This window comes from Vibrio aestuarianus, assembly GCF_028858425.1.
GTDB classification, from domain to species: Bacteria; Pseudomonadota; Gammaproteobacteria; order Enterobacterales; family Vibrionaceae; genus Vibrio; species Vibrio aestuarianus.
In genome coordinates, this window is record NZ_JAKNYQ010000001.1 from 361,962 (window position 1) to 376,301 (window position 14,340).

Here is a 14,340-nt window from a genome sequence, read left to right on the forward strand (position 1 = left end):
GATTATACGATACAAATAAAGAAGGCTTGGTCAGATACCAAGCCTTCTTTATTTAAAGATAATACACTACAAGTCTTTTATCATGTGCTCGATGGCTGCGACGATCTCATCATCAGAACAATCCATACAGGTTCCTTTCGCTGGCATGGCATTAAAACCGTTGATTGCGTGGTTTTTCAGAACGTCCATACCTTGAGCGATACGAGGGGCCCATTCATCGGCATTACCAGCTTTTGGTGCGCCAGTAACACCAGAAGCGTGGCAAGCAATACAAAAAGTGCCGTAAACTTTTGCACCATCGCGAGGGCCAGTCGGCTCTTCAACGACAGGCTCACTGCCAGCTAGATAGACATCACCTACAGGTTTAATGCGTTCAGCAATAGCATCGTAGTCAGCTTGGCTTGTTGCCATCGCGGCCGTAGAAAAAGTTAAAGCAGCGAACAAAACGCTTATGATTCGTCGAGACATATCAATTAAACTCACTTTACATTCCAGAGGTAAATTCACGTTTACCTGTTTTTATACTTAGAGTGTGGTTGATTTAAAAAGTGATAAAACCTGTTAAATCAATGTAAATATTGGGTGATTATATCCTGAGAAGTTGTTGCAATAAACAACAAGTTGCGATCTTCAAGGGGTGAGTCACATCTGTAATGTACAGATAATGGTTATTATCTGCTGAAAAAGCCGCCAAACGATAAAAAAAGTTGAAAAAATACTAGACGCCCTAGTGTGAACTACGTATTATTCCACTCCGCCGATAGGGCATGCGCCCGTAGCTCAGCTGGATAGAGCGTTGGCCTCCGGAGCCAAAGGTCGAAGGTTCGAATCCTTTCGGGCGCGCCATCCGGACGCTTACTAAGTAAGTGGCAAATTGGCAAAAATAGTGGTGGCTATAGCTCAGTTGGTAGAGCCCTGGATTGTGATTCCGGTGGTCGCGAGTTCGAATCTCGTTAGCCACCCCATTATTTAGGTAACTCCATTTACTTAGTGAATGAAAGTTTCCAGTTTTGATTCAAGCAACATCCCAAGAATCGAAATAAAATTCGTCGGTGAATAGCGCAGCTTGGTAGCGCATCTGGTTTGGGACCAGAGGGTCGGGGGTTCGAATCCCTCTTCACCGACCACTATTTCAATAATCGCAATAGCGGTTATATAAAAAATTAGTGGTGGCTATAGCTCAGTTGGTAGAGCCCTGGATTGTGATTCCGGTGGTCGCGAGTTCGAATCTCGTTAGCCACCCCATTGATTTTCGGTGAATAGCGCAGCTTGGTAGCGCATCTGGTTTGGGACCAGAGGGTCGGGGGTTCGAATCCCTCTTCACCGACCACTATAAGAAGCCTCAGTCGAAAGACTGGGGCTTTTTTACATCTATGCTTTTTGCATCAGTGTATTGTATTAGTAACGATAGAATGGGGTCGGGGGTTCGCCTGATGTTCCAGATCTGGCTCTTCATCGACCACTATAAAGAAGCCTCAGTCGAAAGACTGGGGCTTTTTGCATCTGTGTTTGACTTCTTACCTCAATTTTAACGTACGAATACCGCTATTGATTTTTTACTCATTATGGCAGTGGATTATTATTTTCTTATCCATAAATCTCAAATTTGAACTTAGACTAATCAACTGCCATTTATGCTGTATGGTGGTTTTTAGTTTGGCATTCGGTTTGAAAATCTAGTTTTTGTTTCTGTTATGTTGCGTTTTTTGCCGTAAAATAGTTTGAGATTTTATTCTGGTATTTTTTTTATAATATATCGATGGTGGGCAATTTTGTAGCGATTAAGGCTATATTTAAAGGTGATTAATAAGGTGCCAGAATATTGGTAAGACCAATGCTTCATGCATATGTCATGCATAAAAATACGATTTTACTGCTTTGCTTTTAGGTGATATCGATTTTTTATCCTATGGATGTTGCTTTTCTGTGAAATATTTGCCAAATTGATGGGCTTATAAATTACCAGAATATTGTACTGGTAAGAATGGATTCAATTTGACTGACTTTGAGCCTAATTTGGTTTGAGTTAGTTGCAGACAGGGCAGAATATTGCCAAAGCCGTAGAGGTCTGGGATGTCACTTTTAGAAGTTAAAAACCTGCGTATAGAATATCCGTCACGTCATGGTGTGCATGCTGCAGTAAAATCACTGTCGTTCAATATTGAACGAGGTGAAATTGTTGGTGTGGTCGGTGAATCTGGCGCTGGGAAATCAACCGTAGGTAACGCTGTTATCGATTTATTGAGCCCTCCTGGCCTGATCGCCAGTGGTGAGGTATTCCTCGATGGCGAAAAAATATCGGGCTTATCTCCTGAGCAGATGCGCAGTGTACGCGGTTCTAAAATCGGTTTCATCTTCCAAGATCCGATGACATCATTAAACCCTCTTTTCACGGTTGAACACCAACTCACTGAAACGATTCACGCTAACATGAAGGTTAGCGAAGAAGAAGCTTACCAACGAGCGCTTTCATTAATGAATCAGGTTGGTATTCCTCAACCTGAAAATCGTTTGAAGCAGTATCCGCACCAATTTTCTGGTGGTATGCGTCAGCGTGTGGTTATTGCTATTGCGCTTGCTGGCGAACCTGATCTCATCATTGCCGATGAGCCAACCACAGCACTAGATGTTTCGATTCAAGACCAAATTCTAAGCCTAATCCGCGATCTTTGCATAAAGAACAACGTGGGTTGTATGTTGGTTACCCACGACATGGGCGTTGTGTCTAATGTTACAGACCGAGTTGCGGTAATGTATCGCGGTGACTTAGTTGAATTTGGCCCAACCGCTAAAGTCTTGGGCGCGCCTGATCACTCGTACACTCGCAGCTTGATTTCTGCGGTGCCACGTTCAGATAAGAAACTCGACCGTTTCCCACTGGTAAGTTATATCGAAGAAGCTAGTGAGCTAAAGCCGTTAGATGTGAAAAACCACTGGCTAGGTCAAAGTCAGGACAATCGTCAATACACAGGTCCACTGCTGACTGTCGAAAACGTCAATCTTCGTTTTACTACCAAAGATTCGCTATTTGAAAGTCGTCGTGAATACGTGCAAGCCTCGAATAATGTCAGTTTTGATGTATTTGAAGGTGAAACCTTTGGTTTGGTTGGGGAGTCTGGCTCTGGTAAATCGACGATTGCGCGAGTCATTGCCGGACTGTACGCACCGAATTCTGGCAAAGTGTGTTTTGAAGGTATTGATTTGACGGGTCTTAAATCGGAAAAAGAACGTCGCCCAATGCGTCGACAAATGCAGATGGTTTTCCAAAACCCATATACGTCGATGAACCCGCGCATGAAAATCTTCGATATCATCGCAGAACCAATCCGTTTTCATAAATTAACCAACAGCGAATCAGAAACACGCCAAATTGTTAATGATCTTCTAGAGCATGTTGGTCTTGGTAAAATGGCAGGGGTGAAATACCCACATGAGTTTTCTGGTGGCCAGCGTCAGCGTATTTCTATTGCTCGTGCCTTGGCTACTCGTCCTCGTCTATTGATTTGTGATGAACCAACCTCAGCATTGGATGTTTCGGTACAAGCACAAATTCTCAACCTACTGAAAGATCTTCAAGATGAGTTGAATTTAACCATGTTGTTTATCAGCCATGATTTACCGGTTATTCGCCAGATGTGCGACCGCGTAGGGGTGATGCAAATGGGAACCTTGCTGGAAGTTGCTCCTACCGAGCAATTGTTTACTTCACCACAGCATGAATATAGCCAGCATTTGATTTCTTTAATGCCTGAATTTACAGGTTTAAGAGAAGATGTAGTAACGGCATAAGCCGCAATAATGACTAACTGATATATAACCACCAAGCTTGCTTGGGATTAATAAACAGAAGCAAATACAACAACTAGGGATTTGGATTCCCGCATAAGGAGTTATGCAATGAAAACCATGAAAAGCAAATTAGCAGTGGCTTTAATGGCTGCAGGTTTGAGCTTTGCAGCAAGCGCGGCAGATATTACTGTCGCTTACGATGCTGACCCAGTGTCACTTGACCCGCATGAGCAGCTATCTGGCGGCACACTGCAAATGTCTCACATGGTGTTTGATCCTCTAGTTCGTTACACCCAGACATTTGATTTTGAACCTCGCCTTGCTGAAAAATGGGAGCGTGTTGATGAAACAACCTTCCGCTTTAACCTACGTAAAGGTGTTAAGTTCCACTCTGGTAACGAACTAACGGCAGACGACGTGGTATGGACGTTTGAGCGACTACAAAACTCTCCTGACTTCAAAGCTATCTTTGAACCTTATGAGAAAATGGTAAAAATAGACGATTACACCGTCGAAATCGTATCGAAAGGTGCTTACCCATTGGTTCTGCAAACGGCGACTTACATTTTCCCAATGGATAGCAAGTTCTATTCAGGCAAAACGGACGATGGTAAAGATAAGTCTGAAGTGGTGAAACATGGTAACTCTTTCGCTTCAACTCATGTTTCAGGTACGGGTCCATTTATCGTAACTTCGCGTGAGCAAGGCGTAAAAGTTGAATTTGAACGCTTCAATGATTACTGGGATAAAGCATCTAAAGGTAACGTTGATAAGTTAACGTTGGTGCCAATTAAAGAAGATGCAACACGTGTTGCAGCGCTGCTTTCTGGCGATGTTGATATGATTGCACCAGTTGCACCGAATGACCACAAACGTGTTGAGCAAGCGAAAGGTATTGATCTAGTGACCTTACCTGGTACACGTATCATTACTTTCCAAATGAACCAAAATAGCAATGAAGCACTGAAAGATGTACGAGTACGTCAAGCGATCGTTCATGCGATTAACAATGAAGGTATTGTTGATAAGATCATGAAAGGTTTTGCAACAGCGGCTGGTCAACAAGGCCCTTCAGGCTATGCAGGTTATGATGCCAACCTTGTTCCACGTTACGATCTGAAAAAAGCGAAAGCGTTGATGAAAGAAGCCGGTTACGAAAAAGGCTTCACACTGACAATGATCGCTCCTAACAACCGTTACGTGAATGATGCGAAAGTAGCGCAAGCGGCAGCAGCTATGCTGTCTAAGATCGGCATTAAAGTTGATCTAAAAACCATGCCAAAAGCGCAATACTGGCCAGAGTTTGATAAATGTGCAGCAGATATGTTGATGATCGGTTGGCACTCAGATACTGAAGATTCAGCGAACTTCTCTGAATTCCTAACCATGACTCGTAACGAAGAGACAGGTAAAGGTCAGTACAACTGTGGTCACTACTCAAACCCTGAAGTTGACAAGTTAGTTGAAGCATCAAACGTAGAAACTGATCCTGCAAAACGTGCTGCGATGCTACAAAAAGTAGAAACAACGCTATACAACGATGCAGCATTTGTTCCTCTACATTGGCAGAACCTAGCGTGGGGTGCGAAATCTACACTGGATATCAAACCAATTGTTAACGCGATGGAATTCCCTTACTTCGGTGACCTCGTCGTAAGCGAATAATTACTTAAGCAATGCCGTTACTTCGGTAGCGGCACTTAAGCCATTCAAGGCATCCGCAGTTGGATGCCTTATTAAGATTTAGGTACTTAGCTTTGTTTCAGTCGGGTTAGGTGCCATTTTTAAGACTGAATTTCTCCGTTCCTATTAAAGTTATTAAATTTTAAAAAGAACCATCATGGATAGTTAAGGGGCAAGGAATGTTTTCGTTTCTGGTCAAGCGCCTGTTTCAGGCACTGATAGTGATGTTTGTGATCAGTTTAGTGGCGTTTGCCATTCAGGATAACCTGGGCGATCCGTTGCGTGAGCTTGTTGGGCAATCTGTTTCAGAAGCCGAGCGTCAAGCACTGCGTGACGAACTGGGCCTCAATGATCCTTTCGTTACCAAATACACTCGTTTTATTACCGCTGCCGTTCAAGGTGACTTAGGCACATCTTATTTCTTCAAACGTCCAGCCGTTGACGTGATTTTAGACAAGTTAGTTGCCACGCTAGAGCTCGTGCTAGGTGCAACCATCATCATCATTGTTTGCTCGATTCCTTTGGGTGTGTATACCGCCATTCATCCTAAGAGCTTCTTTACTAAGGTCGTGATGGCCGGCAGTAGTATCGGTATTTCCATCCCCGTGTTTTTGACCGCGATTATGTTGATGTATGTATTTTCTATCGCCTTGGGCTGGCTGCCTTCTTACGGGCGTGGCGAAACCGCTAACTGGTTAGGTTGGGAGTCAGGCTTTTTCACTCTTGATGGGTTAGCGCACCTTGTTTTGCCGTGTGTATCACTGGCATCGATCATGCTACCGCTGTTTATCCGTTTGGTGCGTTCTGAAATGCTAGAGGTATTGAGTTCTGAATACATTAAATTTGCCAAAGCAAAAGGCTTGGCATTGAACAAAATTTATTATCAACATGCGTTGAAGAACACCATGCTACCAGTATTAACAGTAGGTGGTGTCCAAATCGGTACTATGGTGGCGTACACCATTTTAACCGAAACTGTTTTCCAGTGGCCGGGTACAGGCTTTCTTTTCCTTGAAGCCATCAACCGTGTCGATACTCCGTTGATCACCGCCTACGTTATTTTTGTGGGTTTGATTTTCGTGGTGACCAATACCATTGTTGACCTGCTATATGGGCTTATTAACCCAACCGTTAACCTAACTGGAAAAGGAGCTTAACCATGAGCCAATTTGCTGCTGCTCCATCTCGTTGGGAGCGTTTCAAACAGTCTGATTTTCTTTATCATTTCTTGCGCGATAAAGTCGCGATGACCAGTTTTGCCATCTTCCTGATGTTCTTAACTCTGTCTATCGCGGCACCATTAATTGCGCCAAGCAACCCGTACGATCTGTCATCGATTGATATTATGGATGCTGAATTACCACCATCATGGATGGATGGTGGAGAAGAACGCTTTATTTTGGGCACTGATGAGCAAGGTCGCGATATATTCTCAACCATGCTTTATGGCTCTCGTTTATCATTGACGATTGGCTTTCTTGCGGTTGGTTTACAGTTAATTCTGGGGATTGTGATTGGCCTTTCTGCCGGTTATTTTGGTGGCCGTATTGATAGCTTTTTGATGCGTTTTGCTGATGTTCAGTTGTCATTTTCGACCATGATGGTGGCGATCATTGTCTCGGCTATTTTTAAAGCTAGTTTTGGCAGCGAGTTCTACAGTCAATACGCTGTAGTAATGTTGGTAGTGATTATTGGCGTTGCAGAATGGCCGCAATATGCACGTACCATTCGAGCCTCTGTATTGGCAGAGAAGAAGAAAGAGTATGTGGAAGCCGCTCGTGTGATGGGCTTTAAAGCGCCACGCATTATGTTCCGTCATATTCTACCGAACTGTTTGTCGCCAATTTTGGTTATCTCTACGGTACAAATTGCCAACGCCATCATGTCTGAAGCGGCACTTTCTTTCCTTGGTTTAGGTTTGCCGGTTGACCAACCGTCACTTGGTGCGCTGATCAGTATTGGTTTTAACTACATATTCTCTGGCGCGTGGTGGATTACTGCATTCCCAGGTTTTGTGTTGGTCACGTTGGTTTTGGTTATCAATTTACTCGGTGACTGGTTACGCGATGTGTTCAACCCTAAGATCTATAAAGGGTGATGTGAATTCATTGATTTTTTGATCAAAAGATACCTACACTAAGAGCTGCAGAATAATGCGGCTCTTTTTTTGCATGATTTTTGTACTCGCGCTATTTGCTAGCATTATTTTGACGAGTTAATTTTCATTCGTTTGCTATCTCACAGAAGTTTCAAATAGTTAGGGTATGGTATGAAGATGTTGAACATTGAACGAGCAATGTTGTTACTATAATTAACAAATAATATGGATATGAGTATGGGTCTGATGCTGAAAAATATGCTTCGCACCGTTTCGAGTTTGACACTATTGGCTCTTCCTGCCTTTTTCCAACCCGTATGGGCGGAAGATTTTCTCTGTGATGCAACACAAGCATCGACCAATCAATTGCCGGTTTTGGATAAGGCATGTCCTATTGGTCAAGGGCTATGGGGCAAAAAAAAGCCCAAAAGTCAGTCTTCAAATTTTTGGATTCAATGCGGAGTATTGAGTAAGCCTTTGCCGCTACAAAAAGCTAAATTGTTTTATGCACATATCTCTACCGACGTTTGGCTTAAACCAGAAGCCAACACCTACCGCTGTTTGATTGGCCCTTATACTGACTATGCGCAAGCACAGAAAGAGCTACCGTTAATACAAAAAGTACCTGGATACAAAGAAGCGTTTATTCGTGAAGTGCAAAGAAGCAATGGTCAGGCTGCGGCTTCAGTACAAAAACCGAAAGCGCCAGCACCTGTTGCCACTAAAAAGCCTCAGGCTAAACCCAAAGCACAGCCGAAAACATTAACGGAAGTTCCTAAAGCTCAAGCGACAGCGGCTAGCAATATGACTATTCGCTTGAGCGCTACAACCAATGGCATTGAATACCAAGTGCCGCATATCACCTCTGGTGATGATCAGTTTTATATGGAACATGGGTTAGCTTGGAATCGTTTAAGTTATGATTCGGCAGAAAAAACCTGTGCCACACTCAACATGCGTTTGGCTACTGAAGAAGAGTGGCAGCGTCTGCTTGATTCAAAACTGATGAAAAGTGATCAATGGCCAATGCATCTTCCATATTGGGGATGGGGTAAAAAAGGGTTGTTTACCAGTGGTAAGGTCAGTCAGCTCAAAGGCTCATCGCTACTCAATGTTATTTGTGTGAAGTAGCATTTAACTAAAAACCCCGCATTTCGCGGGATTTTTAAATTAATACAAAGGGTTACCTCATGGTAACAGAGTACCTACACAGGTGGTTTCAGCAATAAATCTGGAAAAATTTGTGTGATAAGACTTACGAGCCTTTTCCAGAAAAACAGTAATTTTTAGCTATTTTTCCTAAATCTTGAACTTTGATGCTATCAGTTTCCAGAAAATTAGTCACTTCTTAAAGGCGCACTTTTGAGGCGTGGCGGGGTGATGCCTTGCGGGAACAAACTCATTTTTTCCCCGAAATCAGTTAGAGCAAATGCCCTATTAAGGGTAAATATATATTTACCCTATCAAATCTAATCCGATTAAAGAGGGCAAACGCTACTCATTGTGGGCGTGAACAGATTGGACGCCGGAATTCTCTGACACCTCCGGAGTAATACGAACACGTCTAGCAATTTCCTTGGTACATATTCTATAAGCACTGTGGTTTAGTGGCTAAACACGGTAACAATCCGTCGATAAAGCCACATGGGCTCCTTCTTTTTTCATATGAACCTATTGTGATAATCATATGAAAGAGCGTAATATCAGAAGGTTATGTATTGGGTGGTAGTATGGCGAAGAAAAGAAATCGGAAGAAAGGGTTGAGTCTTCAATCAAAGATAGTTAAGCAAGTTGTAGGGTTGAAGAAAAAAACTTCACCTAAGACTACTAGATTGAAACTGTCTTTAACTAGGGGATTGCCTGAGAAAGAAGCATTGCATCAGCTTTGCAACATGCTCGCAGAGCCTGAGCTTCGAGATCGTGCGATAGATTGCAAGTTTCCTACTGATTTCCATATCAAAAGCAATTTAAGGTATATGGATTCACCTCATGGTTTAGATTTCGACATTGCTTTTGAATGCCAGATATTAAAGTCCTTTTCTTTTGAAATATCACGATTTGTAGAGCTTTCAGATGAATATGATGCATTAATATTGCTGTCTGATTTAGATGGAGCTGAAGTTAAGTTAAAAGAAATTTTTGACAGCTTCGGATACAGCAACTGGTATATATCATCTAAGCTTAATCTTTTTTACGAAAAAGGGTTACATAGTGAATCTGAATTATTTAGAAATGAGGTGATTGATTTCTTCTCTACAAATGGTTCTGACAGCTTATCTGAGGTTTATTCCAATTATCCATTTATTAGGTGTGATAAAAGTGTTTCATTTGAAAGGTATTCATTTTCAATTCAGCATCAATCAGAGGAGTTTGGGGCAAAAGGAAATAATGATTTAATCTACTTCTCGCATTTCTTCTCTCCTGCAACCAAATATGATGATTACTCTAACGTCATTTCTGAAAACTCTGCAAGCAACATAGTCGATAGGTTTCTGGGATTTAGGAGAGTCTTATACTCTCTTTTCTTAAATAACGTGAAGTTGTTTAAATACTTAGATTCAATTGAAGGCCTTGCAAGAGAGGTCAACGATAAACCACTCAAAAACATTTCCGCCTTAATTACAAAGCCCAACGCAATTGCAGATAGTTTTGATAAAGAATTGCTAAAGGTTTGCGACTTATATGTAGAAGGGAAATACGGTGATGTGGTTGTTGAGTCAGAACGGATACTATCATTAAGACCTAATTTTGTGTCAATAAATGAAATTTACATAAAATCTCTAATTAGATGTGGGCTAAAGTCTAGTTTGGATAATCTAATTGGTGATATATTTAATGAGATCATTGGTTTATACACTACTTCTGACAAGAGGAAGTCTATAGTAACTCTCCAAAAATATTATCTTAGGTTCTACCATACAGACTGGTCATATTTTATAAAACTTCACTGCGACAAGTTTTCCCACGGCCCTGAACAATTCAATGTAGAAAAATTATATGGCTACATTGACATATATAGCTCATTATTTAATCCGTTTACTAAACTAGAAAACTCTTTAGATCTGGAGTTTAAAAATATTTCTCAAAGGGTACTGCTTAATCCCGAAGAAAGCTTGGATAGTTTTGATCTGGTTGATGAGAATAGAAGACTTAAAATTATCGGTGATAGTCACTACAAAGATCACAATTTTGGTTTAAGTATAGAATATTATGATGAATTAAGTCGAAGTTCAGATTTTCTATTTTCTGAACATGCACAATCAAAATTGATTTCTTGCTATTACAATCTAGGCCTGTATGACAAAGCTATTCATAGCTTATCGCGATTGATTGTTGATGGGAAAGGTCAGAACTTATTACCAGTCAAAGAGATATATGATTATATTTATAAGGAAGATAAGTCTGGTCTATCCGAGCTTGAGTTGATAGATAGAGCTATAGTTTGTGACCAATATTATAGGCTTTTAGGAAATAAAGATGGTGAAATATTAGGTCTAATTTGTGAGGATATATTGGACCTAATGGGAATTGAAGATGCAAATAGCATTCAAATCCCTGATGGTGAAGAGTTCACATACTTCTTTAGCGAAGTCCTCTCTCCGGCAGCTTTGGAAAAAATAGATATATTCGAGTCCTCTGAAGAGGTTTATATATTTAGGTTTTATATAATTAAAACCTTACTTATCAAGCTGGATGATAGTGAGTTAAGAGAAGATTTATTCAGAAACTTGGAGAAGCTAATTAAAGAAACCTGTATTACTGAGTGTGGGTTGGGAAAAATAGAGGTCGACTTTCTTTCTGTTAAAAGTGGGTTAATTAAACTCCTAAGTAATACTTTTGATTCATTAAAAATATCAGAGAAGAAAAAGGTTAGTGATAGTGATTACACTGAAGTAGTGACCAAAAAAGGCACTTTTACTGTTAGTAATAATGAATACTTCGTTGATATTTTGGATTTTTATCTTCAAGTAAGAGATGTTTTTACTTTAAGCCCTACGAATGGTTTAGACTATTTTCTAAATATGAACATTAGACACGGTGGTATTGTAAATTTGCTATGGGGACCTGCTAAGAAACACAACCTATGTTACTTAAAAACAGATAAAGGTCATTTTGAAAAAAATCAATATTGGTTTCATCAAAATCCATACATGACGCCTAAGACTCGAATTGAATTAGATAATGCTTTTCGAGACTTTTCTATTGGTCTTGATAAGAAAATACAAGAAATTAAATCTTATATACATATTAATACTGGCGAGTTCAATGATAATGAAAAAGCCTTTAACTACTTTACGGACCAAGATTTTATAGAAAGACTAATAGATAGTATAACCAAGGACTCTTTGGTTGAGGATATTGTAGAAGAAATAATAGATAACTTGATTGAAATAACTGACGAATCCTTAGCTTCATTAAAAGAGTATATTGATGGGAACTACCGTAGTGGAATTAACCAACTCTTTGATACCCTTAAAGGAGTGGTAGTGGCATCTAGATATAGGTTTGAAGAACTTACCAGGATAATACGGCTTGCACAAAGAGAGATAAATGAAAAAGTAGATGAGCTGATGGACTGGATGGAGTGGAAAAATGAAGCTAGTCAGAGCTTTCTTCTAGGGTCTTCTGTTGATGCTGCAAAAGAAATGATACTTGAATTACACCCAAATAGACAGGTTAATATTGAATTTCAAGATATAAATAAGAAATTCATTAAAGGCGAGCACTTTAGAAAATTCGTTATGATTTTCTTGATTCTGATTGATAATGCTGTTGTTCATACAAAAGAAGAAGAAGTAGCTAGTTTATCAGTCAATGTTGATAGTAAGGATAATTTCATTATGCTTACTATAGCAAATAAGATTGACCCAGATGATAACAGAATTAGTGTTGAAAAGATTAAAGTTATAAATGAAAAGATAAACTTAGCTTACATTGACGATGCCAATAAAGAATCAGGTAGCGGACTATTTAAAATTAAGAAAGTTATTTCCAATGATATAAAAGTAGATAATATTATTGAACTAGAACTTACTGGGTTTGATTTTAGTGTGGCGATACGCATGGATGAAGGAGGTATTTTTGATGAGATATATTAATATTCTAGTTGCAGAAGACCAAGAAGATAAATCCAATGCCATAGTTGCAGTTCTTAAGGATAAGTATCCAGATGCTAACTTTGAATATTCAGTCTCTTATTCTGGGACAGCTAAAAAAATAAAAAGTCAACAATTTGACATCATCATACTTGATATGTCGATGCCTAATTTCGATCCCAAGCCTGGAAGAAAACCATCACTAAAAGCTCTAGCAGGGAAAGATATAATGACTACAATGCAATACCGAAAGGTATCAGTTCCTGTGATAGTAGTTACTCAATTCGATATTTTTGGGCGTCATAGTGATGCTGTGAGTATTGATAAATTAAGTGATGACTTAAAGAAAGACTTTCCAGAAGTATTTATGGGATGTGTTTATTACAATACCCAAAGTAAAAGTTGGGAGCAAGAGTTATTAAAAATAACAAGTGAAATAATCAATGGGTAAGTATTTAATAGTTGAAGATAACCTTGATAAATTCGAGGAAGTAAAAAGCGAATTGCTAAAAGGTAATGTTAGCAATAATCATATCGAACATGTCGTTTCCGTGAATGAGGCAACAACTCTTTTAAAATTCAATATTTATTCAATGGTGATTCTAGATTTGAATCTGCCTATGACGAAAAAAGGAAAGCCGGTTGAGCGTGGTGGTATAACACTGCTAAGTAAGTTGAAAGGGAATCCAAATAAATACAATCTCCCACAACAAATTATTGGTTTAACATCATACGAATACTTAAAAAAAGAACAAAGTTCAGAGTTTGAGAGCCTTTGCTTCTCACTATATGATTTTGAACTAAGTGATTGGAAAGAGGCTTTACAGAACAAAATCGCATGGGATCTGTCATCGAATGCTTCTAAGCCTAGAATGTCGGGGAAAGATATTATTTTTTCTGTACATGGAATTAGAACTTTAGGTCATTGGCAGAATAAATTAGAAAGTTCAGTTAAGAGCCATAACGACGAACCTTTAGTTGAAAAATATAGGTATAATTATTTCTCAGCGATCCAACTACTTTTTCCTCGATATCGGGATATAGTAATAAATGATTTGTCTGATAAAATTGAGAAACTGGTAGAAGAATATCCAGATTCAAAGTTTATTGTATTTTCGCATAGTTTTGGAACTTACGCGATAGTCAAAGCTCTTGAAAAATTGCCAGTTAGTTGTGATTTAAAAGTAGATAAGCTTTTTTTGGTTAGTTCTGTTATGAAATCAAACTATTGCTTCGAGAAACTGATAAAGAGATTCTCTATCAACAAGATTTACAATGAATGTGGCTATAATGATAATGTTCTACTATTGAGCCATTACACGTGCGTAGACATGGGAATGGCCGGTAGGAGTGGCTTTATTGGCACTAGCGTTATAAATCGATTTTATAAAGGCGGACACGACTTTTTCAATAGAGATGAAGGCTTCATTGATAAGTACTGGTTACCGGCAATTTTTGAAAGTGAAGGGGAGCAATACGATGAGAGAAAATTTTCTTCCCTACGTGAAAATATCGAAATACTACTGTATACGCGACACATACCAGCTTTATTGGTGGTTTTTCTTTTAATTCTAACAATCTATTTATTGGTTTAAAATCTTGCGCAGTGTAGTAGATGGTAAGCTTACAAAATTCTAGGCTTGCCACCTATCCGTTGAATAATTCAACTATTAG

The 14,340-nt window shown here is 39.6% G+C and carries 9 protein-coding genes and 5 tRNA genes; 13 read left to right on the forward strand and 1 reads right to left on the reverse strand.

Annotation, left to right across the window (positions count from 1 at the left end; genetic code table 11):
• Positions 1-66: 66 nt before the first annotated feature.
• Positions 67-474 carry a c-type cytochrome gene (locus MCT08_RS01810; RefSeq protein ID WP_053309749.1) on the reverse strand — a complete coding sequence of 136 codons (408 nt, stop codon included), beginning with the start codon at positions 472-474 and terminating at the stop codon, positions 67-69.
• 295 nt (positions 475-769) lie between these two features.
• On the opposite strand from MCT08_RS01810, the gene MCT08_RS01815 reads away from it, so the two are divergent.
• From MCT08_RS01815 to MCT08_RS01875, 13 genes are all read left to right on the forward strand, one after another.
• Positions 770-846 (forward strand) — tRNA-Arg (locus tag MCT08_RS01815).
• A 43-nt stretch (positions 847-889) separates the two neighbouring features.
• Positions 890-965, forward strand: a tRNA-His gene (locus MCT08_RS01820).
• Positions 966-1,050: 85 nt separating this feature from the next.
• A tRNA-Pro gene (locus MCT08_RS01825) sits at positions 1,051-1,127 on the forward strand.
• A 42-nt stretch (positions 1,128-1,169) separates the two neighbouring features.
• Positions 1,170-1,245: transfer RNA gene (locus MCT08_RS01830), tRNA-His, on the forward strand.
• 8 nt (positions 1,246-1,253) lie between these two features.
• Positions 1,254-1,330: transfer RNA gene (locus tag MCT08_RS01835), tRNA-Pro, on the forward strand.
• Between the two features lie 743 nt (positions 1,331-2,073).
• Positions 2,074-3,789, forward strand: a complete 1,716-nt coding sequence (locus MCT08_RS01840; protein ID WP_053309748.1) for a dipeptide ABC transporter ATP-binding protein — start codon at positions 2,074-2,076, stop codon at positions 3,787-3,789.
• A 108-nt stretch (positions 3,790-3,897) separates the two neighbouring features.
• Positions 3,898-5,454: an ABC transporter substrate-binding protein gene (locus MCT08_RS01845; RefSeq protein ID WP_274677756.1), complete on the forward strand. Its 1,557-nt coding sequence runs from the start codon at positions 3,898-3,900 to the stop codon at positions 5,452-5,454.
• Between the two features lie 197 nt (positions 5,455-5,651).
• Positions 5,652-6,629 (forward strand): ABC transporter permease, encoded by a 978-nt coding sequence (locus MCT08_RS01850; protein ID WP_053309746.1) that lies wholly within the window; start codon positions 5,652-5,654, stop codon positions 6,627-6,629.
• Positions 6,630-6,631: 2 nt separating this feature from the next.
• Positions 6,632-7,570 (forward strand): ABC transporter permease, encoded by a 939-nt coding sequence (locus MCT08_RS01855; RefSeq protein ID WP_053309745.1) that lies wholly within the window; start codon positions 6,632-6,634, stop codon positions 7,568-7,570.
• A gap of 225 nt (positions 7,571-7,795) precedes the next feature.
• Positions 7,796-8,701, forward strand: coding sequence for an SPOR domain-containing protein (locus MCT08_RS01860; RefSeq protein WP_274677757.1), 906 nt, complete (start codon positions 7,796-7,798; stop codon positions 8,699-8,701).
• Positions 8,702-9,300: 599 nt separating this feature from the next.
• The gene (locus tag MCT08_RS01865) at positions 9,301-12,669 is read left to right on the forward strand and encodes a GHKL domain-containing protein (protein WP_274677758.1); all 3,369 of its coding nucleotides are present in this window, start codon (positions 9,301-9,303) and stop codon (positions 12,667-12,669) included.
• Complete coding sequence (locus MCT08_RS01870; protein WP_274677759.1) at positions 12,656-13,117, forward strand: response regulator transcription factor; 462 nt, start codon at positions 12,656-12,658, stop codon at positions 13,115-13,117. Before MCT08_RS01865 ends, MCT08_RS01870 begins: the two co-directional genes overlap by 14 nt.
• The gene (locus MCT08_RS01875; protein WP_274677760.1) at positions 13,110-14,261 is read left to right on the forward strand and encodes a response regulator; all 1,152 of its coding nucleotides are present in this window, start codon (positions 13,110-13,112) and stop codon (positions 14,259-14,261) included. Before MCT08_RS01870 ends, MCT08_RS01875 begins: the two co-directional genes overlap by 8 nt.
• Positions 14,262-14,340 lie beyond the last annotated feature (79 nt).